19 protein-coding genes are annotated in these 22,264 nt (G+C 51.8%); 11 read left to right on the plus strand and 8 right to left on the minus strand.

The annotated features are described in order from the left end of the window. Positions 1 to 12: 12 nt before the first annotated feature. On the minus strand, positions 13 to 2,433 hold the full coding sequence (locus tag I4W93_RS08240; RefSeq protein ID WP_205309751.1) for a TonB-dependent receptor: 2,421 nt from the start codon (positions 2,431 to 2,433) through the stop codon (positions 13 to 15). 149 nt (positions 2,434 to 2,582) lie between these two features. On the opposite strand from I4W93_RS08240, the gene I4W93_RS08245 reads away from it, so the two are divergent. The 9 genes from I4W93_RS08245 (at position 2,583) to I4W93_RS08285 (ending at position 11,717) form a co-directional block, all read left to right on the plus strand. Next, positions 2,583 to 3,488, plus strand: a complete 906-nt coding sequence (locus tag I4W93_RS08245) for a LysR family transcriptional regulator (RefSeq protein WP_205309752.1) — start codon at positions 2,583 to 2,585, stop codon at positions 3,486 to 3,488. A 145-nt stretch (positions 3,489 to 3,633) separates the two neighbouring features. Continuing rightward, a complete protein-coding gene (locus tag I4W93_RS08250; protein ID WP_205309753.1) occupies positions 3,634 to 5,064 on the plus strand; it encodes an aminotransferase in 1,431 nt (476 codons plus the stop codon). A 10-nt stretch (positions 5,065 to 5,074) separates the two neighbouring features. After that, positions 5,075 to 5,599, plus strand: coding sequence for an NlpC/P60 family protein (locus I4W93_RS08255; protein WP_205309754.1), 525 nt, complete (start codon positions 5,075 to 5,077; stop codon positions 5,597 to 5,599). A gap of 96 nt (positions 5,600 to 5,695) precedes the next feature. Further along, positions 5,696 to 6,628 carry a phosphodiester glycosidase family protein gene (locus I4W93_RS08260; protein WP_205309755.1) on the plus strand — a complete coding sequence of 311 codons (933 nt, stop codon included), beginning with the start codon at positions 5,696 to 5,698 and terminating at the stop codon, positions 6,626 to 6,628. 1 nt (position 6,629) lies between these two features. Continuing rightward, the gene (locus I4W93_RS08265) at positions 6,630 to 7,664 is read left to right on the plus strand and encodes a metallophosphoesterase family protein (protein ID WP_205309756.1); all 1,035 of its coding nucleotides are present in this window, start codon (positions 6,630 to 6,632) and stop codon (positions 7,662 to 7,664) included. Beyond that, complete coding sequence (locus tag I4W93_RS08270) at positions 7,658 to 9,184, plus strand: C39 family peptidase (RefSeq protein WP_205309757.1); 1,527 nt, start codon at positions 7,658 to 7,660, stop codon at positions 9,182 to 9,184. Before I4W93_RS08265 ends, I4W93_RS08270 begins: the two co-directional genes overlap by 7 nt. A 326-nt stretch (positions 9,185 to 9,510) precedes the next feature. Next, positions 9,511 to 9,927: a helix-turn-helix domain-containing protein gene (locus I4W93_RS08275; protein ID WP_205309758.1), complete on the plus strand. Its 417-nt coding sequence runs from the start codon at positions 9,511 to 9,513 to the stop codon at positions 9,925 to 9,927. After that, positions 9,927 to 11,186 carry a HipA domain-containing protein gene (locus tag I4W93_RS08280; protein WP_205309759.1) on the plus strand — a complete coding sequence of 420 codons (1,260 nt, stop codon included), beginning with the start codon at positions 9,927 to 9,929 and terminating at the stop codon, positions 11,184 to 11,186. Before I4W93_RS08275 ends, I4W93_RS08280 begins: the two co-directional genes overlap by 1 nt. 39 nt (positions 11,187 to 11,225) lie before the next feature. Beyond that, a complete protein-coding gene (locus I4W93_RS08285) occupies positions 11,226 to 11,717 on the plus strand; it encodes a hypothetical protein (RefSeq protein WP_205309760.1) in 492 nt (163 codons plus the stop codon). Positions 11,718 to 11,788: 71 nt separating this feature from the next. Here I4W93_RS08285 and I4W93_RS08290 read toward each other — a convergent pair whose 3' ends face one another. After that, on the minus strand, positions 11,789 to 11,926 hold the full coding sequence (locus I4W93_RS08290; RefSeq protein WP_205309761.1) for a hypothetical protein: 138 nt from the start codon (positions 11,924 to 11,926) through the stop codon (positions 11,789 to 11,791). A gap of 220 nt (positions 11,927 to 12,146) precedes the next feature. Here I4W93_RS08290 and I4W93_RS08295 point away from each other — a divergent pair, with 220 nt between their 5' ends. Further along, positions 12,147 to 12,425: a DUF3297 family protein gene (locus tag I4W93_RS08295; RefSeq protein ID WP_205309762.1), complete on the plus strand. Its 279-nt coding sequence runs from the start codon at positions 12,147 to 12,149 to the stop codon at positions 12,423 to 12,425. Between the two features lie 31 nt (positions 12,426 to 12,456). Here the strand turns inward: I4W93_RS08295 and I4W93_RS08300 are convergent, their stop codons facing one another. The 6 genes from I4W93_RS08300 to I4W93_RS08325 all read right to left on the minus strand — a co-directional run bounded on the left by I4W93_RS08300 (position 12,457) and on the right by I4W93_RS08325 (position 20,597). Then, positions 12,457 to 14,172: a diguanylate cyclase gene (locus tag I4W93_RS08300; RefSeq protein ID WP_205309763.1), complete on the minus strand. Its 1,716-nt coding sequence runs from the start codon at positions 14,170 to 14,172 to the stop codon at positions 12,457 to 12,459. 230 nt (positions 14,173 to 14,402) lie between these two features. After that, positions 14,403 to 16,292: a M1 family metallopeptidase gene (locus I4W93_RS08305; protein WP_205309764.1), complete on the minus strand. Its 1,890-nt coding sequence runs from the start codon at positions 16,290 to 16,292 to the stop codon at positions 14,403 to 14,405. A gap of 165 nt (positions 16,293 to 16,457) precedes the next feature. Beyond that, positions 16,458 to 17,303, minus strand: a complete 846-nt coding sequence (locus tag I4W93_RS08310; RefSeq protein WP_205309765.1) for a response regulator transcription factor — start codon at positions 17,301 to 17,303, stop codon at positions 16,458 to 16,460. A gap of 3 nt (positions 17,304 to 17,306) precedes the next feature. Further along, on the minus strand, positions 17,307 to 18,284 hold the full coding sequence (gene speB, locus I4W93_RS08315; protein WP_205309766.1) for an agmatinase: 978 nt from the start codon (positions 18,282 to 18,284) through the stop codon (positions 17,307 to 17,309). Continuing rightward, a complete protein-coding gene (locus I4W93_RS08320) occupies positions 18,281 to 19,720 on the minus strand; it encodes an aldehyde dehydrogenase family protein (protein ID WP_205309767.1) in 1,440 nt (479 codons plus the stop codon). Before I4W93_RS08320 ends, speB begins: the two co-directional genes overlap by 4 nt. After that, on the minus strand, positions 19,704 to 20,597 hold the full coding sequence (locus I4W93_RS08325; RefSeq protein ID WP_205309768.1) for a hypothetical protein: 894 nt from the start codon (positions 20,595 to 20,597) through the stop codon (positions 19,704 to 19,706). The genes I4W93_RS08320 and I4W93_RS08325 overlap by 17 nt, the downstream gene beginning before the upstream one ends. Before the next feature lie 221 nt (positions 20,598 to 20,818). Here I4W93_RS08325 and I4W93_RS08330 point away from each other — a divergent pair, with 221 nt between their 5' ends. Continuing rightward, positions 20,819 to 22,243 carry an amidase gene (locus I4W93_RS08330; RefSeq protein WP_205309769.1) on the plus strand — a complete coding sequence of 475 codons (1,425 nt, stop codon included), beginning with the start codon at positions 20,819 to 20,821 and terminating at the stop codon, positions 22,241 to 22,243. Positions 22,244 to 22,264 lie beyond the last annotated feature (21 nt).

Raw genomic sequence — 22,264 nt, forward strand, 5'->3', positions numbered from 1 at the left:
CCTACATTACTGTTAGTAGTATTTGTAGGAGAAATTAATGCCGATAGTGCGCGGCGTCAATGCTATGGTGCGCCGCCCTAACACGCCACCATTCAGGTTAGACACTATGGCGTCTTCGTCTGTCAGGTTTTGCGCCCAGATGGAGACATCCCAATTATCTTTACCAAAGCCGACATTAGCGCTGAAGGTGGTGTACGACGGGTATTCAAACACCGGCGAGTTTGGGTCGTCCTGGCGGTCGTTCTGCACCTGGCTAACATAACGGCCGTTCAGTGCGGCATAGGCTGTCATACCACTATCAAAGTCAGTGTCGTAACGCACACCAAAGTTGTGCCGCCATTTTGGCGAGCCGCCCAGTAAGCCGCCTTTATTCCAGGTGCGGCATTCGTTGTCAGCCTCTGCCACATCCTGATACACACACTTAGTTAAGGTTTCGTCCCACTTACCTTCAGTGGTAGCTGTGGCGTAACTTAACGTAATGTTGTCGGTTAAATAGTAACGGCTGTTTAATTCCCAACCACGGGTTACCGCGTCCGGGCCATTAGTTGTGCCGTTTACCGGGAAAATGCCATCAATAGTTTGCGAGAAATAGGTCTGCACATTGTTCCAGTTAATCTGGTACAGGTTGGTTTGCACATACCAACCGTCCGCCAGATAACCTTTTAACCCCAGCTCCAGGTTGTCGGTAGAATCCGGCTCGTAGCTTTGCACGTTATCTGCCACCACCTGACCGGCTTCATCACGAAAGCCGTTAGTACCACCGCGGCGGAAGCCCTGCGAATAAGTGAAATAAGCAAATACTTCATCGCTGAACTTGTACGAGGCATTAAACTTATAAAAGCTCTCGCCATTTTCTTTATTGCTAAATTCGCGGTTCGAGTCAGTGCTGCCCAAATAGTCGCGAATAAGCGCCAGGCCGGTATCTTCATAATTGAAGATCCGCGCGCCCACGGTAACATTTAGCTTGTCGGTGATGTCATAGCCAACTTCACCAAACAGCGCGGACTCTTTGTACTTACTACCGAGGTCTTCCTCGTAGCCCTGGCCAGGCACACCACCCACTGCGGCGCGGTCAAAACCCAACCAGCCCACCTCTGAGGCGATATCATCTAATTTGTCAAACCACTCTGAGAAGCGAAAGTTGCGCTTTTGGTCGGTGTAATACACGCCTGCTATCCAGCTTAAACGGCTGTCAGTATCTGACGTGAGGCGCGTTTCATGCGTCAAGCCCTTATAGGTGTTATCAAAGGTCATGTAGGCCGAGTCATTGCCATCATCTAACGCTAAACCCGGGATCCAACCATAATAGGCGTCGCCCTGTGAGGCATAATCAGCCTGGCCAATACTGCTGTCTTTGTAATACGATGTGGTGCTGTGCAGCTTCATGCCATCTAGCTGCCAGTCTAAATCCAGCGTATCCATATTCAACTCACGATCAGAATATTCTTCAAAGCGCGCCACTATAGTGTGATCGTTATACTGAAACGGCGTGTCAAAAGAAGTTAGGTCGCAGTCGGCAATGCCTTCACAAGCGCGGTCAACCGGTAAACGTGCTGCGCCGTTGGTGCCGTGCGCCAACTGATCTTGCTGAATATGGCTAAAAGTCAGTTTTATATCATCACTCACTTGCCACAACAGCGCCACTTTACCGCCAGTCACATCCTGATAATCATCATCTTTATACAACGTCTGGTTAGGCTTAGGGTCGCCGGCAAAGCCCTCACCTGCAGCCAGCCAGCTTGGGTTAACCTGACGGTCGGTGTAGCCTTTTTCATCCAGGCGCGCTATTGATGCTCTTACCGCCACACGCTCGCCCAGCGGTACATTCACCACGATATCGGTATCATTGCTGACACCGCCGTTTTTGGTCTGATACAGGCTGGTATTAAAATCGAACTGAAAATCATCCAACACCGGTTGGTTGGTAATATAACGGATAGTACCGCCTAAACTGCCGGCGCCATATAGTGTACCTTGCGGGCCCAGCAGGGTTTCTACGCGATTGATATCTTTAATGCGGTAGTTAATATTCGGCAATGGCGTAGCATCCAGGTAGTACGCCATAGTGGTGCGGATAAACTGCTGAATATTATTCGCGTTAACGCCCGAGACGTTTAAGCCGCGCACCGACACCGAGTCGGCAAAGCGGGCACTGTTGCCAGGCGCACTAATTTCCACGCTATCGGCGATTAAATCTTTTAAACTGGCAATGCGCTTTTCGCGTAATTCGGCTTCTGTCATCGCACTGATATTCATCGGAATTTCCGATGCTAATTGTGGCCGGCCAGAAGCGGTAACCGTGATCACTTCAATTTGCTTTTCTTGTTTAGCTTTCTCAGCAGCGCTTGGCTCTGCCTGCTGGGCATAGGCTGTGCCGCTGAGTAATACTGCTGAAATTACCAGACTTAACCTGCGTTTAGTAAAAGGTACCATGCTAAGTTTCCTTCCTGTTCCCGTTATTATTTTTAATTTACAAGTCTGGTAATCCTGCTAAATTATTTGCTCAGAACTTGTACGCTACCATGAATAAAAGCTTTCGCATGGGATGTACAGTTACTAACCATCGGTTGAGGCGATACAAGATGCAATTATCTTTTGAACAGCTGCAGGCATTTTTAACCACAGTAGAGACCGGCAGCTTCTCAGCCGCGGCGCGTAAACTGGGTAAGGCGCAATCGTCAATCAGTGGTCTTATCAGTAACCTGGAAATTGATGCGGGCTTTGAAGTATTCGACCGCAGTAAACGCACACCGCCGTTAACTGCTGAAGGCCTGGCACTGCTAAACGACATTAAATCGGTGCTGAAAAGCTACAACAACCTGCTTAGCCGTATTCAAAACCTGAATAAAGACGTGGAAACCGAAATCAGTCTGGCGTTTGATGATTTAGCCCTGCCGGTGCCGATAATGCTAAAGGTGGCCAGCGAATTTCAGCAACACTTTGCCAATACCTCGCTTATGCTACTCAAAGCCAGCCATCAGCAGGGCTATCAGCTGTTAAAACAAGGCAAAGTGGATATTGCCATCGCCATCAGCCAGGATGATTACCCGGAAAATGTCGCCTTTCGCGGTATTTCGCATGTGCACTACGGCACCGTGGTTAGCCGCGAGCACCCGCTGGCACAGCTTAGTCAGGTAACGCCTTATGATTTATCGCAGCACCGCCATCTGCGTATCACCGATGCCGACAGCGGCTTTCGCCGCTTCGACTCCGACTTATCCAGCAATATCTGGTTTACCAACAGCTCGACCTTGTTAATTGACGCCGTGACAGCTGGTTTTGGTTGGGCTGAATTACCACTACACCTGATCAGGGAGCAACTGGCCAGTGGCGCTTTGTTAAAACTGCCCACCAGCCATCAGGCCGTATCTTTTCCGCACTGTGTCGATATGGTGTGGCAAAGCGAAACGCCGGTTGGACAAGGCATGCAGTGGTTGCTAAACGCCCTGACCGAGCAAGGCATTGCGTTTAGTAAGCAAAGTGGCTAAGCCGCGCTATTCCCGCAAACCGTTATCACCACAGACAGCTTTAACCCGTAAACAGGGGTAGTAAAAACCGCCTCTGCCCGAACGGGGAATAGTGCTACCTGGCTGCTTCAGGTTACAACTTAACCTGCAGCAACAGGAGTATTTTATGACCACTGCTTACACCACGGCTGAGCTAACCAAACTGGATCAGCAACATTTTACCCACCCCTGGACCGTATTTGACGTATTTCACCAGCAAGGTGCCCTACCCATTAGCCGCGGCGACGGCTGTTATATTGAAGACAGCAATGGCCGGCGTTACCTCGACGCAGTAGGCGGCTTATGGTGTACCAATATTGGCCTTGGCCGTACCGAAATGGCCGATGCTATTGCGCAGCAGTGCCGCGAACTGGCCTTTGCTAACCCTTTTGTCGATATGACCAATGTGCCGGCCACGCTGCTGGCGGCTAAACTGGCCGAACTGGCGCCCGGCGATCTGGATCACGTGATCTTTACCTGCGGCGGCTCTACCGCAGTCGACTCGTCGTACCGGCTTATTCAGTACTATCAAAACTGCCGCGGCAAGCCAGAGAAAAAGCATATTATCTCGCGCAAAAACTCTTACCACGGCTCAACCTACTTATCGATGTCTATCGGCGGTAAAGCCGGCGACCATCCGCCAGAGTTCGATTTTATCCGCGATACCATTCACCATATCAGCTGCCCGAATTATTACCGCGCCCCGCAGGGCTTAAACGAAGCACAGTACCTGCAGTTTTTGCTGGATGAACTGGAGCACACCATATTGCGCCTTGGCCCGGATAAGGTGGCGGCATTTTATGCCGAACCGGTGCTGGGTGCAGGCGGCGTAATTGTGCCGCCGCAGGGTTACCATCAGGGCACATTTGCCATCTGCCAAAAATACGATGTGCTGTATGTCTCGGACGAAGTGGTCACCGCCTTTGGCCGCTTGGGGCAGTGGTTTGCCAGCAAAGACGTTTTTGGTTTTGAGCCGGATATTATTATTGGCGCTAAAGGCTTAACCTCGGGCTATCAACCGCTGGGTGCTTGTATTTATTCAGACCGTATCCACCAGGTAATTAGCCAGCCCGGCCATGGCCGCTGTTTTGCCCATGGCTTTACCTACTCCGGCCATCCGGTGGCCTGCGCCGCCGCACTGAAAAACATTGAAATTATTCAGCGGGAGCAGCTATTGCAGCGGGTACAGCAGCTGGGGCCGTATTTTCAACAGCAAATGAAAACATTGGAAGACTTGCCGATTGTCGGCCAGGTGCGTGGTATGCAACTGATGGTGTGCGTAGAAAACGTACGCTGCAAAAAAACCAAGCAGCTGTTTGACGAAGAGTTGGATATTGGCAAGCGCATCGCTGATCATGCCGAATCACTGGGGTTGATAGTTCGGCCAATAGTGCATTTAAACGTGATGTCGCCACCGCTGACCATCAGCCGCTCGCAAATTGACGATATTGTCGCCACGTTGCGCAAAGCCATTGAACTGACCATTAACGATCTTTATGCTGAAGGCCATCTGCCTATGCCGCAAGATCACGTAAAGGCGAACAGCATCTGCGCCTAAGGAGAACACTATGCGCCAAAGCCATTTATTTTCCGCCCTGTTACTCGGCTGTTTGCTAGAGCCGGCAGCGCTTTTGGCCGAACCGGCCGGCAAGATTATGCAGGCTGCCCTGCCGTGGCAAAACCAAACCTATGAGCAGGGCAAAGCCGAGCAGTGCATGAACTGGACCCGCGAAGTGCTAAAGCAAGCCTGCGGTGCACAATTTGCCAGCCTGCAAAGCCAACAGCCGTGGGACTTAGCCCAGCTGGGGCCGGGTGACGAGCTAAAAGCCGAACACGCCGACTCGTTAGCCGCTGATGAATTTGGTACCAAGGTTAACACTGTCGATGCCCTGCAAGCCGGTGATTTGGTGTTTTTGCAAAACACCTACGGTAATTGGAATAAAGGCGTGATCACCCATGTCGGCATCGCCACCGGCGACGGTAACTATATCCATCGCATGACATCAAACCAAGGCTATGTGCGGATAGAACCTATACCCCAAGCCGATTTTCAGGCCGGGCTAAGGTTAAAGGCAGAGTTGTGTCAGCAGTAGCTGACCAGCCGTTCTATCGCTAAAGCCTATAGTTAGTAATTTCAATTAGCTAAATTCTGCAACTAGGGTAACTGAAACACCATCAGGAGCCTTAGTATGCAGATTATCCACCGCGTTACAATCGGACACATTGTGATGTTAATGACACTGTCAGGTTGTGGCAGTGGCAATAACGATTCGGCGGCAACGCCGCCAGCCGCAAGCACCCAGGATATCCACTGGCAGTTGCAAAGCAGTCCGGCACTGCCGCAGGGCCTGCAATTTTATCAAGGCAGTAAAGACAACAATGTTGGTTTTGCGGCTTGGTATTTGCAATTAGATAGCCACAACAGCGATTTATCGCTAACTCCGGTTAAATCACAACCTTTTCTCACCCTTGCACAGCTACCAGCAGAAAATTTGCTTGCGGCAGTAAACGGCGGTTACTTTGGCGGTGATCAATCCTATTCAGCCGCCATCGCCGGCGAACAGTTGTTAAGCAAAAATATCGCCAGCCTTAACCGCTCGGGTAAAAGCTACCCGGTAATGCGGGCACTCTTTACCTTAGACACAGCAGGCAATAGTGAGGTGAGCTGGGCCTATCACTTCGGTGATAGTATCTCCGATATTAGAACTTACTCAGCTCCTTTGTCCTATTTAAACAATGATGCCATACCGCAACCTGCGCCAGCCATTAGTGCAGGTAAGCCACTGCCAGCATTAAAAATGGCCATTGGCGGCGGCCCGGTTTTGCTGCGACAAGGTAGCAAGGTACTTAGTTACAACGAAGAGATTTTCTGGGGTTCCGGTGTTGAGCTAAATGATGTACGCCCGCGCACTGCAATAGGCTATACCGCCAGTGGTCATATTCTGCTGTTTGTTACCAATGCCATGAAGTTATCTGAATTGCCGGATCAACTCTTGGCACTAGGGGTTGAGGGAGCAATTAACCTCGATGGCGGAGGCTCCAGCGCTATGCGGCTACTCGATAGCAGTATTTATAGTCAGCAACGCGCTATACCTGTAGCACTGACAATACAGCAGCATTAAGATGCCATACTGCATTTATAAGCTGCGTTGGCAGCGCTTAATACTTGGCGGTGCTCTGGTTTGTGCGGTATTAGCTGCCCCCACGCTGGCAGAGCCTCTGCGTATTGCTATTGTCGGTGATATTAATGGCAACTACGGCAGTGATGAATATCCGCCGCTTAGCCTGGCTTTACGGGATAAAGTCCTGGCTTTAAAGCCTAATCTGGTGCTATCGACAGGTGATGTGGTGGCGGGGCAAAAGCGGGGGCTTAGCCAGCAAAACCTGCAAAACATGTGGCACAGTTTTGACCGGCAATTTTATCAACCTGCATCAGATGCAGGCATAATTTGGTTGCCGGTTATCGGTAACCATGACGGCTCGAAAGCATTCAGTCTGGTCGGCAGCTATCTATTTGCCACAGACCGGCAGCAGGCGGCAACATACTGGCGTAGCAAGCAAGTATCACATGCGGAATTGCGCTGGCTGGACAAACAACATTATCCGTTTTATTACAGCCTACTATTTGCCGACACTGCCCTGCTGGTAATTGATGCATCAGGCAGTGAGTTAACATCTACCGAGCTGCAATGGCTTGAGCAGCAACTGCGCTCTCCTGCCTTTACACAGGCTGCAAATCGGATTGTTGCTGGCCATTTACCGATGTTTGCAATCGCTAAAGGCAGAGAAGCGCCAGCAGAGCGCCTCGCGCAAAGCCAAACCTTACTTAAGCTGTTTAATCAGTATCGGGTAAGTTGGTATATCAGCGGTCATCAACATGCTTACTATGTCAGTAAAATACAACAACTTAGTTTACTGATGGCTGGCGGCATTCCGGCCAGGCCACTGCTTGGCACAGACAAACGCCAATCGGTGTTTAGCGTATTAAGTTTGCTGCCATCTGCATCAATTCAAAGCTGGGATCTGCACACCAATACCGAAGTCACACTGGAGCAACTGCCAGAATCTCTGCCAGCGCTCCCGTTTGCCATTCAGCGCTGGCCTGCCAGCACGACTTTACCCTGCAACAATATTAATCAACAGGATGCCCTATGTTAAAATCAACCTTAAGCGTAATCACGCTATTAATGCTAACCGGCTGTGGTAGCTCAGGTAGCGACACCTCGGTGCCAACACCGCCTCCGACGTCAACAACACCGCCTCCACCGGTTAGCAACGCTGTTACCGTTGCTGAAAACAAACTGGGAGCCTGGCTATTTTATATTGATGAACCCGGCCTGATACGCACTAATCACGCCGACATGGCAACCTACCTGCAAAGCCTGGGAGTAAAACGGGTTTTTATAAAAATCAGTGATATTAACTACCAGTGGGCTAGCAATAAAATTACCTTTAATGAAAACGGCGTGCAGTGCGGAGTTTGGCAAGATGCCTGTGAGCCGGCAAATCTGCAATATTATAAGGCAGCTGGTATAGAGCCCTGGGCCTGGACTTACAACGATACCCATTCTTTCTCTGAGCAAGCTGATATGCTTTATGCCGCTGCAAAAATAGGCTATCAGGGCTTTGTGCTGGATATTGAAGCTGAATTTAACGGCACAGAGCAACCACTACATGATTTACTGCAGGCTTATCATAGCAGGTTACGTCAGGCGCGGGCCGAGGGGCTTATCGACAATCGCTTTTTATTAACCGCAACCAGTTGGGGTAATCCAAAAGATCAGGGTATGAACATTGCTATTATCGATCAGTATGTCGATGCGCATATGCCACAAACTTATGTCGAAAAATGGGGTGGCAGCTATCTGGCCGATATTGCCAGTACGATACAACAAGGCGATTGCGAATACCGCCAGTTAGGCGCCACCAAACCCATCTGGCACATTGTCTCGCATGAAGACAACATAATGACAGCCACCAGCCTGGATACATTTGTCCAACATGCCGGACCGAATGCCTCTTTATGGCGCATTGCCAATGCCAGCCTTGCCACCGCACCCGAGGCAATGAACTGGCAACAGCTAAACTATGAGCCTAATGACTGTAGCGATAACAATTTGGATCTCAACCTAACTTCTGAGCTGCTGCTGGTGCCTTACTACAGTCAGCTAGACAACGTTAATCAACCCACTGCCACTTGCAGTGTTACATCATTAGCCATGGTGACTGACTTCTTTGGCATTACACAACACTCCGACAGTGTGCGCGTTCCAGACCAGCTATATCAGCGTTTTGGTTTGCTGCAAAACGTTCCGGAATTGTCCGGCGCCTTTAATCAGCTTGCCGCAGAAACCGGTATTAGTGCCCGCGCTACCGGCTTAACAAACGGCACCTTTGCTCAGTTGCAACAGCACGTAAGCAAAGGCCTGCCAGCCATTGTGCATGGCTGGTTTACCCCGCCTGGCCATATTCTGGTGGTTACCGGCTATGACGGCGAATACTACACCGTGCATGACCCTTACGGTAAATGGGACTTAACCAAATCCGGTGGTTACGACACCAGCGTGTCAGGCAAAAATATACGCTACCCGAAAGCCGAATTTGAGCATGCCATTAACGACAATGGCAGTGGCGATGACCTGTGGTTACACCTGTTTGCCCCGCAAGCAGCCGATTAAAACGACGCCGTAACTGGGTGGCAGTAGTTTAACTACTGCCACCCAAATAACCGCGTACGCCTATATTTTTAGCAAAATACTGCCAGCTCACACCAATTAACCGCGATCGCATTTATTTAGTAATCGCCAAAAAGGGAGCCGGGCTTTGTCAATAAGCCGGTTTAGTAGCCTTGGCTAAGCAATTTAATTTGTTCGCTCAGACAAATTACCCTTTTGACAGCGGAAATAACAATTAATTTGTGCGATCTAATATATTAGGCTATCTTTATTAAAGATCAGCCTATAATTTATTCGTTCGAACAAGTTAAACTGCGGCCAGAGGTGCTATGAAAATCGCCATTAACAATACTGCCCAAATCGGCAAAGCCATTAAGTTAACCCGCTTAGGCCAGGGCCTGGATCAATTCGCTACGGCGGGCTTATCCGGTACCGGCCAGTCATTTTTAAGCCATCTGGAAAACGGCAAAGACACCGCCCAAATTGGCAAAGTGTTGCAGGTATTAACCACACTGGGTATTCGGCTGGAATTAACGCTGCCACCAGAAGTGGCAGACTATATTCAGCAACATCTTCCGGCAGACATTAAGCCTGATAAAAAGGTGAAAACCATAGTCGCTGAGCCCGCAGCCAGATACCAACTACCCGCTGCGCTGGGCGCAGATCCCTATGCCTTGCCCGTACAGGATGCCGACACGTTGTTTAGCCAGCTTGAGGCATTACACGCTAAACGGGCGACACGCTAATGCGCCGGCTAGATGTTTATCTGGAGCAGCAACTGATTGGCCAGCTGTTAGAACAGTCCGGTATTTGGGGCTTTCAATACTCGCCAGTCTGGCTACGCATTTGCAATGGTCTGCAAGTGATTCACGGCCTGATGTTGACCGACAAAACCCAATGGGATGCTGCCACCGAACGGCCTATACAATGGTTTTTCGATAATCTGTTACCGGAAGAGAATGCCAGAGCCATACTGGCGAAAGATGTGAAAGTGGCTGCCGGAGACAGTTTTGCACTGCTGATGGCCGTGGGTGCCGAATCGGCCGGCGCCATTACCTTATTGCTACCCGAACACTCGCTGACAGCAGCAGAGGCGATCCCACTGACAGCAGCCGAGCTAAGCAGCCGGATTGACAACCTGCCACAGGCACCGCTGAATAAGCGGCAGCGCAAACGCATGTCATTAGCAGGCGCGCAGCATAAAATGCTGGTGATTTATCATCAGGGCCAGTTACTGGAGCCCGCCGGCCAGATGCCATCAACGCATATCTTAAAACCCGAGCACTCGCAGCCCGAGCTATACCCGTTCACCTGCCGCAATGAATGGTTTGTGATGACACTGGCGAGCCGTTGCGGTTTACCCGTGCCACCGGTTGATATTATCTATGTACCGCAAGCCGCTTATATCGTAAAACGCTTTGACCGCAGCGGCGACTACCCACAGCATAGCCGGCTGCATATGATGGATGGTTGCCAGTTACTCGGCATTCCTGCTGCCGAAAAATATCGCGCCAGCGACGTTCAACATCTGGTAAAACTTTCACAACATTGCCTACGCCAGGGCTCCACCCGGCTGGCGATATTCCGTTGGGTGCTATTTAACGCTTTAGTCGGTAACGGCGATGCCCATCTGAAAAACCTGTCTTTTCATATCAATCTGGATGGCATCACCTTAATGCCACACTATGATTTGCTCTCCACTATTATCTACGCCGATATCGGCAAGCACCTGCAGGAAAACCTGTCGCAACCATTGGGAAACGCGACTACTTACGCTGAGCTAACCCAGGCCGATGTAATGGCCTTTGCCAGCGAGCTAAATATTGCCCCTGCTCTGGCCAAACGCGAGTTGCAACAGCTGTTAACCGCCGTACCAGTACAAGCAGAAAAATTACTGCAGCACGTGCAAAACCAGCCGGCACATAATGGCACCGCAGGTGAGCTTAGAATGCTAAGGCAAATTTGCAGCCTGGCAATAGATGAGATGGTAAAGCGGCTAGTTTAGTCTCAATCACGAACAACAAACTAAACGAGGAGGCTCTTAATGCGTTTGGCCATTAAAATTGCTGCGTTTTTTTCGTTTTATGCTTTGCTTACTGCTTGCGCTTGGACTGTTCAAGCTACTGATCCTTTGTACCCTCTGTACCAGAAGTTTTTACAAGCATCGCGCAGTGATGATATTGAAATCCTGCAAGACAATTTGTTGAGTAGCCGGGTAAGTGCACTGTGGCACGAAAGCAAAGAAGCGAGTCTTGATGAATTTTCTCCCATTTTTAAACATGTCAGCAGCCTAACTGGCAAGGAACATTCGCACTTTTATGCCATTACAGGTGAAACAGCCTGCTTGAGCGTTAATTTAATTACCGACAACGCAGCCGCAGTCGCTATTAATACCGGGTTTGTTCTGGAGAAAGGCGGCTGGAAAGTTGACGATGTGATGCTGGATCTGCTTCAAAGCGAACAGGATTTTGTCATTAAAGCTACATGCCCGTTAAGTGCAGAAGATTTTCTACTCCAAGCCGAACAGTCATTTTAAAAGCCATCTATTAACAAGTAGATAGAGCTATTTTGCACTATCTGCTTGTTAATATTAGTTCTGAGATCTACTTATTTTTGCTCTTGTTTGTAGCGATTCACCTGAGAAACACCCCAAAAGAATACCCCAGCGCCGATACCTGAAAAAAAGAAGAATAATGCGATACCGACCGGCGAGCCCCATGACAGAACCACTGTTAACTCGTGCATAATTTTACCCCCTGAAACGTGTATTAATTGTTTGTGTTTAACACGGTAGTGCTGACTAACCATAGCCAGAATGTTTCGCTGTGACAACAGCTGAAGACTACACCTTACAGCTCCAGTGGTGGCCGTTGCATGCTAGCTTGGTGCTTTATTGCTAAGCCACTTGAGCCATCTGCCGGCTTTGCCTACAATGACGCACGTTTTACTTACTAAGGCCCAAGCCATGAACGACACCATAACAAACAATGCAGTATCTAACGACGCCACAGCACGCCCGGCATTACCAGATCGCCTGTCGGTTAACCCGCGCAGCCCGCATTATGTGAAAGAGATTTTCCAGCACGATGTCGGTATTACCTTAAATGGTAAAGACCGCTTTGATGTGGAAGAATACTGCATTAGCGAAGGCTGGGTAAAAGTAGCCGCAGCTAAAGCACTGGACCGTCGCGGCCAACCGCTGTTAATGACATTAAAAGGCACAGTAGCCGCGTCTTATCGCTAATAGCAACGTGATATTTGGGTAGCTACCGCAGCTAGTTTGCTGGCGCTACCCGGTTACGACCGGCGACTTTGGCATCATAAAGCGCATCATCTACACGATTAACGAACGCTTGTCCGCTTTCTTCATGGTCAAACTCGCCCACCGCAAAGCTGGCGGTTATCTGCCCCACGGTTGCAAATTGGTGCTGGCTTAGCGCCAAACGCAAACGCTCGGCTAGGTCTAACGCCTCAGCCATAGAGGTTTCGGGTGCCAGAATGGCGAATTCTTCGCCGCCCCAACGGCAAACAATATCACTGTCGCGAACTTTGCTTAGCAGCACCTTAACCAGTGTGCGCAGCACATCGTCACCAGCGGCATGGCCAAAACGGTCATTAACCTTCTTAAAATGATCAACATCCAGAAAGATCAATGCAAAAGGGCGTCGGTAACGCCGGGCTGTCGTACAGACCATTTCCAGCCGATCATCAAAGCCCTTGCGATTAAAAGCGCCGGTCAGATAGTCCTGCTCCGCATGCTTGCGATCGCTAATATCGCGAATCATTTCATAAAAACCCTGCACGTCGCCTTGTCCGCTAAGCACCGGCGTGTAATCAACCTCTACCGGTTTAACAGTGCCGTCAGCTTGGAGCAAATGGAACTCAAAGGTAACCCGCTCGCCTGAAAGCGCCGACAACATATAGTGCTCGATAGCGTTAAATTGAGCCTGCCCCATAACATCTGCCACCCCTTTGCCGACAATTTGCTCAATCGGCCGGTTGTACCAGCGGGTATAGGCAACATTAATTTCGCGGTAGCATAACTGCAGGTCGACAAATGAAATCAGCATGGGTAACGAGTCGACCAACAGGGAACGCCGGTCACGTTCACCTTTAAAAATGCGCGCGTCAGCAAGAGATGAAGCCAGCAACTGGCTGGCCATGTTAAGCAGTTTCATATCGCCGTCACTAAAGGCGTCAGGTTGAGCGGAGTAGACCTTAAGCACTCCAAAGCAGTGTTGCTTATGGGTCAAGGGTACCAACAAGCCGGAGCGAAACCCAACCTTATCGGCTGCAACTCTGGCTACCCGGGGATCCTTGTGAGTGTCACGACAGTGAATAGACTCACGTTGCAGGTAACATGTACCGGAAAGGCTACCCACAACGGGCAACCGTAACCCCAATGAGCCTGCCGCTTTGCCGCTGCAGGCGGTATAAACCATCTCGCCGTGCTCCGCTTCCTCAACTGCAGCGCCTTCGGCACCGGTGACAACCAGGGCGACCTCTGCTACCTGGTCGCGCATCGCTTGTAAATCAAGGCCCGCGGTACCAACCCGCGTTTGTATTTCCACCAAGGCCTGTAACTGCTGACGTTGCTGTTCAAGAGTGCGCATCACCGAAACATCGCGCTGGGCGGCGATAAAATAACGTGGCTGACCGGTGGCGGGGAAAGGCCGAATAGTCCATTGCATCCGAAACGCACTACCATCTTTGCGGTAATTTACTGTTTCGCCGGAAAAAACCTCACCTGCCAGTAGCTGTTTGCGCAAAGTCTGCATCAGCACAGCATCAGTATCCACACCCTGTAGCAGCCGCGGTGTTTTCCCCACTAACTCCTGGGCGGTGTAGCCGGTAAGTTCACTAAAAGCAGGATTTGCATACACAATAAAGGGGCCGGGCCGGTCAAGCTGGTTATCAGTAATCAACACCGCCTCACGAACCGTTTCAAGGGCAGCTTGCAGCAGCTCATAGTCCGACATTGTAAAAGTCATCCCCCTTGCTACTCCTTTGTCTTAAAACAATGCTTTGGTTTGGATATTCCAAACGCAATAGAACAAGCCTTTTTACATGATAACTTTAGCTTAATAAGCTTAGCCTGCTGACTTCACTTTATGTAAAAGCCGAAAGCTTGGCAATCTCATATGCTTGCGCGTTGTCTTAAGTGTACTAGCACTTTAGCCTGAGCGACAGGTTCAGTTACGTCGATGTTTTAACTACAACTTCAGTTTACCGGGAGTTGGTTATTACGCAGTTCAGCATCAGCCAACACCGCTAATTCTGCTTTTAGTGGCTCAGTTTTTACCAGCATCGTCACCGGCAGAGTAACGCGCACCTTGGCTTGCTTGTTGTCCAAACGCCAGATATCAACCGGTATGGCCCGCTCTGCAATGCTGCCATCGGAGAACGTTAATTTAAGGTTAAACGGCATAACAATGCCACCTAGATTGTCGACCATTACGGTTAGCATTTTATCATCCCGAGTGATGCTGCTCAGTGCCATGTCAACATGATTGGCCGAGTAAAACCAGCCGCGCCAGAACCAGTGAAGATCTTGCCCGGTTTGGGCATGAAAAAAGCGTATCAGATCGGCAAACTGCGCCCTTTTGCCGCGCCACTGGCTGACAAAATCGCGCAAGGTGGCATCAAACAGTTCAGGCCCGACGATATGCTGGCGCAAAATAACCCAGGCCACCGCCGGTACATGGTAATGCGAGTCGAGCTTGGCACTAAAGTGATCAGCCCGGCGCACCGGTGCAGCATAATCGCTGTTCGCCATTACCGCGCCAACCCCGGCCGGGTCGCCGTAAAAGCTTTGAAAATCGGTACTCCAGCTTTGCTCAAGTAAATAAGATAAAAAGCTCACCATGCCTTCGTCAAAAAAGCCTTCTTGCCGCTCGTCGGTATTCACCAGCATCGGAAAATAGCTGTGCGCTACCTCATGCATAATGCCGCCTAACACATCATGTTTTTCGGTGCGGCTATAAGCCGGCGCCGGGCCATTAACCGGCGCATCGGGGCCGCGAAAACCGACAAAGGTGATGCCCGGATATTCCATACCAATACCGGCAATGTTCACCACGTTCATTGCATTAAACGGAAACTCACCGAAATACTGCGCCAGCTGCTGCACCGAGTGCCGGGTGCTGGCCAGCGCATACTTGTGCCACAGCCAGCGGCCGTTATCCGGGTAGGCTACATTCAGCCTGTGCCAGCTGCCATTTAACTGCAGTTGCTCTGTGTGCCAGATAAGGCTATTGCCGGCGGCAAAGGCCACATCACGCACGCCGACAGCGCTAAATTGCCAGGTTTTGCTGCCAGCAGCGGCATCGGGTTTTACCTGCAGCAACTGCGCACTGCCCTGCCGTTGCCAGGCTTGATACTGCGCTTTGGTTAATACCTGTTTGGCGTTTTGCAGCTCGCCACTGGCCAGTACCAGATAGTCAGCCGGCAGGCTGAGGTTAAGCTGATAATCGCCCAACTCAGTGGCAAATTCGGCATCTTTAATAAAGGGGCTCAGCGCCCAGCCGTTGGCGGTAAAGGCCACCGCACGCGGAAACCATAAGGCCACGCCGAACAGCTTACTGCCATCGCCAAAACGTTCTACACCGGCGCGCGGCCGGCGCGGATCGGTGCGCTCGGGCAATTGTAACTGCCACTGCAGCGCTAAACTTATGCTCTGGCCAGGTGCTAACGGCTGCGGCAGACTGACGCGGTAAAAGGTATCTTGCCGCAGCAGCGGCAGGGGTTGCGCTGCTGCGCTAAAGCTAATCTGTGTTATACCGGCACTACCGCTACCCTCACCATGCAGCGCTGTGCTGATACTGTCGGGCAAAAAGCGGTTGAGCGGCAGTTCAAACCATAGCTGGCCAAGCGGCTGAGGCGAGTTATTCTTATACGTAATGTCGGCACTGGCATTTAGCATGGCGCTGTCGGGATTAAGTTCGGCACTAATCCGGTAATCTACCTGCTGTTGCCAATACTGCTGTGATGGCACGCCGGTGCTGCTACTGCCCGCCGGCAAAGGCAGCGGTAAGGGAGCAAATAGGTCGGCGTGGACCACATAGGTAAAACTAAAACAGAGGATCACGCTGACTAATAGCCGGTTTTTCATATTTGACTCCGATTAAATACATAACCACCAGTAGCAGGAGTCGGATTACTCTAAATCAACCGTTGCAGGCCAGGACGGCCGAATCGAGCCCCCAGGGATGGGTTCACGGCGTGTTGATGTGAGTAAACCGGCTCCGGCTACCATAGCAGTGACTTGCCGGTTCGTTCAGCCTGTACGCTTAAGCTCTGCGGCAGCAGCCACCGGCAACAGCGGGTCACGCAGTACCGGCGGCTCTGAGCTGGCCAGCAGCTCAATAAACAGCGCCAGTAATTCCGGGTGCGAACTGATCCCCAGCTTAGCGTACAGATTTTTGCGATGCATCTTCACCGTTTCCAGCCCCAACTTTAACTGCCGGGCAATGGCTTTTACGCAGTGGCCCTCCAGCATCATATTCAGCACATCACGCTCACGCGTGGTGCAGACTTCACTGCCAAAGCTGCGCTGAAAATCATCAACAAAATAGCCGCTACCGCTGCTACGCGACGGTTGCGCGCTATACAACTGCTGATGCTGCAGCACCAGTTGCTCAACCAGACAAAACAGCGCCTGCCACTGGGCAATAACATCCAGCCGGAACAGCTCGCTGCCGGCGATTTGCGCCAGCTCGATATGCACAAAACCCTGATGCAGACCCAGCGGAATAATAAAACCTACCTCATCCTGAATTTTCAAATGGCGAAAATAGCTGTTGTAGTACTGCTCAAATTCGGCGTAATCCTCTGGCGCAATATCACTTAGCCGCCACACGCCTTTGTGAGTGCCCACCAGGCCAAGGCGGTAGAATGGGTCCAACACATAGGCCGATTTCAGGTAGCAGGCAAAGTTATCACCCGGCAGTGGCGCGCGCTGATACAACAACTGCGGTGGCTCGGCCGGACGAAACAACAGCACCACGCACTCATCTAAACTTTGCAGCTGCGCCAGCAACTGACACAGCGCCGGATAAAACCGCTCGGTACCCTGGCTCTGCTGCACCCGAAGCAGCTGCTCGCTCCAATTGGCCAGTTGCATCGGCTAGCCCTTAACTGCGCTGTCTTTACGATAATGCACGCCGGGCAGCACACAGAGCATTTCATACACTAAATTGGCGGCCAGCAACGCGGTGTTACCGCTGGTGTCATAAGGTGGTGATACTTCAACCAAGTCGCCACCAACCAACTTAAGCCCTTGTAAGCCGCGGATAATTTGCAGCGCCTGGGGCACGGTTAAACCGGCAATTTCTACTGTACCGGTGCCGGGCGCATAGGCCGGGTCGATACCGTCAATATCAAAGGAGATATAACAAGGCGTGTCGCCAATTTTCTGCCTTACCTGCGCCATTAACGGCTCTAATGACTTGCCCCAACACTCTTCTGCCGTTACCACGGTAAAACCTTGCTGACGCGGCCAGTCAAAATCATCGGCAGCATAGCCGGTGCCGCGCAAGCCGATTTGGAACACCTTATCGCCCTGAAGCAATCCCTCTTCTACCGCACGGCGAAACGGCGTGCCATGGGCGATGGGTTCGCCAAACATATGCTCGTTTACATCGGCATGAGCGTCGATATGCACCAGCGCCAGCGGGCCATGTTTCGCCGCTAAAGCGCGCAAGATTGGCAGCACTATAGTGTGATCGCCGCCCAGTGTGAGTGGTATAACATTGGCCGCCGCGACCTCACGGTAATACCGCTCGATAATGTCGATACTTTTCAGCAAGTTAAAAGTGTTAATCGCCACATCGCCGATATCAGCAATTTGCAGCGAGTCAAACGGTGCGGCACGGGTGGCCATATTGTAAGGCCGCAGCATACGTGACTCGTCACGAATTTGCCGCGGCGCCAGCCGTGCGCCCGGCCGGTTGGATGTGCCGATATCAAAGGGCACACCAACAATGCCAACGCCGATATCGGTAAGGTTTGTCGCGGTGGGCAAGCGCATAAAGGTGGCCGGCCCACCAAAGCGTGGCATCTCGTTACCGCTTAGCGGCTGGTTTAACACCTTGCTGGCACTCATACAGCGCCCTCATCCACGATAGCCTTAAGCTCGAGGTATTCCTCCACGCCTTTTAAGCCCAGCTCGCGGCCATTGCCACTTTGCTTGTAACCACCAAAAGGCGCGGCATTGTGCCAGGGCGCTGCATTAACAAAAATAAGCCCGGCGCGAATACCTTCAGCCAACCGCTGTGCCGTTGCACTGTCATCGGCCCATACGCGGCCACTTAAGCCATAGGGTGAATCATTGGCAATACGCAGCGCGTCCGCTTCATCCTGATACGGTAAAATACACAGCACCGGGCCGAAAATTTCTTCGCGGGCGATTTGCATCTGGTTATGCACATTGGCAAAAACGGTGGGCCGCAAGTAATAACCCGCGCCCAGCTCAGGCACTGGCTCAGCACCGCCGGCTACCAGTTCGGCACCTTCTGTCAGGCCAATGTCAATATAACGCTGCACACTCTGGTACTGCGCTGCGCTTATCAGTGGGCCTAAAAATACGCCATCCTGATGCGGCTCGCCCAAGGTCAGGCTATTAGCATGCGCCGCCGCTATGGCAACCGCTTCAGCATACTGGCTATGGTGCACCAGCATGCGGCTAAGCGCGGTGCAGGTTTGGCCGGAGTTGGCCATTACATCTTCCACCCCCAATTTTACCGCCGTGCTAAGTTGCTTAGTCGGGCTGATAATAAAAGCCGATTTACCGCCCAGCTCCAGACACACCCGCTTTACCGTGGCAGCAGCCTGTTGCTGAATATGGCGGCCAATTTCGGTCGAGCCGGTAAAGGACACACAATCAATGTCGGCATGAGTCGATAAAATATCGCCAATCTGGCTACCGCTCCCCAGCACCAGATTAAACACTCCGGGCGGTAAGCCGGCGGCATCGGCTGCCATCGCCACACAAAGTGCAGTTTTCGGCGTAAGTTCGGCCGGTTTTAATACCACAGTGCAGCCGGCTAACAGTGCCGGCGCCAATTTGGCAATGATCTGATGCAGCGGATAATTCCACGGTGTAATAAGCGCACATACGCCCACCGCCTCTTTGCGCAGTTTTAACCGGGCATCCAGCTGTAGCTGCTCGTTTTGCAGCACTTCGGCGTAAGCCAAATGTTTAGCAAAGGCATCCAGCGGGTCGTCGACGTGCACTTCACGGGCAAACCACAACGGCGCCCCCAACTCAGACACCACGGCTTCTACCAGCTCGTCACGCCGCTGCTGCAGCTGCTGAATAAACACAGCCAGATACTCAGCACGCTGGCTGAAACTTAACGCCGACCAAGCGGGAAACGCGTGGCTGGCAGCCGATACCGCATCATTGACCAGGCCGGCGTCAGCACGGGCAACGCAGGCATAAGCCTCGCCAGTGGCCGGGTTAACCAGCGTATGCCAGTCGGGTGCGGCTATCGTGCGCCACTGGCCGTTAACATAATGCGCATTAATGCGTTGCAACATAATTAAGCTCCTTGCAGCTTGGCAGGCCATAGCCTTGCAGGCAGGCCCATTCAGTCATGGCATCGGCTATCGCATCAAACAGCGGCGCGGCCCATTGCCGGCCGTTTTCAATGCTGCCGGCCTGTTCAACAATATCTATCGCACGGCTAACTTCCATAATGCTGACAGTGGCACCATAGCCGGCGGCGCGCTCAATCAGCGGATGCCAGGCAGCCGATGAGCCTTCAATATCGGAATGGCCACCACGTACCCGGGCGCCCTGATTACCCAGTCCCACTTGCTGATAAAACGGCGCGATATGGCGCTGCATCAGTGCCTCCCACTGCAAATTGCGCGCATTGGTGCCGGTAACCAGCATTTGTGCCCCCGGCAGCGGGTTTTGCACGTTGGGGTTATGCGCATCGGCGGTAAGCAACACGGTTTGCACCTGCGGGTTACCTTTATGAATAGCGGCGATATAGTGCTCAAATGCCTGATAGCCATCGAGATTTTCACCGTAATATTCAATATCAGGCGTCAGCACTACAAAGCCTTTTAGTTTAAGCCGCAGTGCCAGCTCCTGCTGGGTAATGCTGTTCCACAGCTTGCCAACATTGCGGCCGTTTACCGCGGCGCCCGGCATCATTTTGCCTTCTGCCGTATATTGCTGCGGAATTATCGCAATGGGCGACTTGGTTTCAACGCGAATGGCAGCGACATCGGCGACGGTCCAGTTTTCACCGCTGTAGTTAAAGCGCACCCGATGCATGCCCTCACCACGGTCAAACTGATAGGTTTTATCTTGCTGCAGTTGCACAAACTGCATAGCAGGTTGTGGCGCCGGGCTGTGGCTGCAGGCGGTTAACAGCGCGCAAAGAACTAAACAACAGGCTCGCATATAGCTTCCTTTTTGGTGTTATTACAACCGATGCTAGCAGTCGCAACCGGGCTCGGCATGTTAGTAACCATCGGTTTACGCGATATGTCGCTGCCCATTAAAAACCGCTTGGCTGTGTAGATCTGCCTGGCGCATCCATAGCGTAAACCGATGGTTATTCATTTTTGTGCCAGACTACATCTGCGCACAATGCGATATCAGCCTTATATCGGAGCCAGCCGTTGAGCCCACTTTATCTGCCACTAACCGAACAGTTGCGCCAGTTTGCCAGCGGCGAGCTATCGCCCGTTACGCTAATGCAGCAAAGCTTAGCGCGCATAGCGCAGCACAACCCGGCGCTGAATGCCTTTAACTTCGTCTTTGCCGACGCTGCTCTGGTGCAGGCGCAGCAAGCCGAACTGCGTTATCAGCAAGGCACAGCAGCAGCCTTGTGCGGCCTGCCATTGGCGATAAAAGATGAAACCTATATCCAGGGCCAGATCACCACTAACGGCTCACGCTGCCTGGCAGATTTTGTCGCTAAAGACACCGATCCGGCGGCACAGCGGCTGCTGGATGCCGGCGCGATTATATTGGGCCGCACCACCACACCGGAGTTTTCTACCTCAGCGGTTACCTGGTCTGATTTATGGGGCGTAAGCCACAACCCGTGGAACAGCAATATTACCTGCGGCGGCTCATCCGGCGGCTCGGCCATTGCCGTAGCCAGTGGCATGGCCAGCTTTGCCAATGCTACCGACATTGGCGGCTCAGTGCGTATTCCGGCCGCCTTTTGCGGCCTGTACGGTTATAAACCGCCGCATGGCCGGGTAGCAGAAATCAGCCCCTACAATATCGATTTATACTGTCATCACAGCATTTTAACCCGTAGCCTGGCCGACTTACGTTATGTGTATCCGCTGCTACGCGGTGCCGACTGGCGCGACTCACACTCTTTTGTACCGGATACCAACCCTGAATTACTGCCGCGCAAGCCGGTTAAGCAGCTAAAAATTGCTATCTGTGCCCATTTAGGCTTTTACCCGCTGGCAGCCGACATTAAACGCGAGCTGCTACGCACTGCCGATGAGCTGCGTGCACAAGGTTTGCAGGTTGACGAGGTTGAACTGGACTGGGATGCGCGGGTGATCGACACCGCAAAAATACAGCAGCGGGCGCTGATGGGCCTGCTATTAAAACGTCAGTTTGGCAGGCCGGAACAGCGGGCACTGATGACACCTTATATGCAGCAGTATCTGGCGCAGGTAGATAGCTTAACACCCGAGCAAATGCTGGATGCCAACCTGCACTTATGCCAAATGTGGGATGCGCTGGCAAAGGTGTTTAAACACTATGATTTGTTGCTGTGCCCCACTGTGGCAACAACTGATATCCGGCCGGATTTTGATTACAGCCAACATCAGGTTAATGTTGATGGCCAGGCGGTAGACGCCAATAAAGGCTGGTTTATGACCTACCCGTTTAACAGCTTAAGCCAGTGCCCTGTGCTGGCGATGCCAAACGGCTTTTGTGACAACGGCGTGCCAAGCTCAGTACAAATTGTCGGCCAACCGTATCAGGAAGGTGATGTATTTGCCGTGGCGCAGCTATTAGCTGATACTGTCGCCAGCGACTTTTATACCCGCACTTTTCCGCCGCTGGTCTAGACACCCACAGTGGCACAGCGG

The sequence above is a fragment of the Rheinheimera maricola genome, assembly GCF_016918075.2.
GTDB classification, from domain to species: Bacteria; Pseudomonadota; Gammaproteobacteria; order Enterobacterales; family Alteromonadaceae; genus Alishewanella; species Alishewanella maricola_A.

Excerpts from the sequence above, each read along its gene's own strand:
- I4W93_RS08240 (WP_205309751.1), bottom strand. The coding sequence starts at position 2,433 with ATGGTACCTTTTACTAAACGCAGGTTAAGTCTGGTAATTTCAGCAGTA.
- I4W93_RS08245 (WP_205309752.1), top strand. The coding sequence starts at position 2,583 with ATGCAATTATCTTTTGAACAGCTGCAGGCATTTTTAACCACAGTAGAG.
- I4W93_RS08250 (WP_205309753.1), top strand. The coding sequence starts at position 3,634 with ATGACCACTGCTTACACCACGGCTGAGCTAACCAAACTGGATCAGCAA.
- I4W93_RS08255 (WP_205309754.1), top strand. The coding sequence starts at position 5,075 with ATGCGCCAAAGCCATTTATTTTCCGCCCTGTTACTCGGCTGTTTGCTA.
- I4W93_RS08260 (WP_205309755.1), top strand. The coding sequence starts at position 5,696 with ATGCAGATTATCCACCGCGTTACAATCGGACACATTGTGATGTTAATG.
- I4W93_RS08265 (WP_205309756.1), top strand. The coding sequence starts at position 6,630 with ATGCCATACTGCATTTATAAGCTGCGTTGGCAGCGCTTAATACTTGGC.
- I4W93_RS08270 (WP_205309757.1), top strand. The coding sequence starts at position 7,658 with ATGTTAAAATCAACCTTAAGCGTAATCACGCTATTAATGCTAACCGGC.
- I4W93_RS08275 (WP_205309758.1), top strand. The coding sequence starts at position 9,511 with ATGAAAATCGCCATTAACAATACTGCCCAAATCGGCAAAGCCATTAAG.
- I4W93_RS08280 (WP_205309759.1), top strand. The coding sequence starts at position 9,927 with ATGCGCCGGCTAGATGTTTATCTGGAGCAGCAACTGATTGGCCAGCTG.
- I4W93_RS08285 (WP_205309760.1), top strand. The coding sequence starts at position 11,226 with ATGCGTTTGGCCATTAAAATTGCTGCGTTTTTTTCGTTTTATGCTTTG.
- I4W93_RS08290 (WP_205309761.1), bottom strand. The coding sequence starts at position 11,926 with ATGCACGAGTTAACAGTGGTTCTGTCATGGGGCTCGCCGGTCGGTATC.
- I4W93_RS08295 (WP_205309762.1), top strand. The coding sequence starts at position 12,147 with ATGAACGACACCATAACAAACAATGCAGTATCTAACGACGCCACAGCA.
- I4W93_RS08300 (WP_205309763.1), bottom strand. The coding sequence starts at position 14,172 with ATGACTTTTACAATGTCGGACTATGAGCTGCTGCAAGCTGCCCTTGAA.
- I4W93_RS08305 (WP_205309764.1), bottom strand. The coding sequence starts at position 16,292 with ATGAAAAACCGGCTATTAGTCAGCGTGATCCTCTGTTTTAGTTTTACC.
- I4W93_RS08310 (WP_205309765.1), bottom strand. The coding sequence starts at position 17,303 with ATGCAACTGGCCAATTGGAGCGAGCAGCTGCTTCGGGTGCAGCAGAGC.
- speB (WP_205309766.1), bottom strand. The coding sequence starts at position 18,284 with ATGAGTGCCAGCAAGGTGTTAAACCAGCCGCTAAGCGGTAACGAGATG.
- I4W93_RS08320 (WP_205309767.1), bottom strand. The coding sequence starts at position 19,720 with ATGTTGCAACGCATTAATGCGCATTATGTTAACGGCCAGTGGCGCACG.
- I4W93_RS08325 (WP_205309768.1), bottom strand. The coding sequence starts at position 20,597 with ATGCGAGCCTGTTGTTTAGTTCTTTGCGCGCTGTTAACCGCCTGCAGC.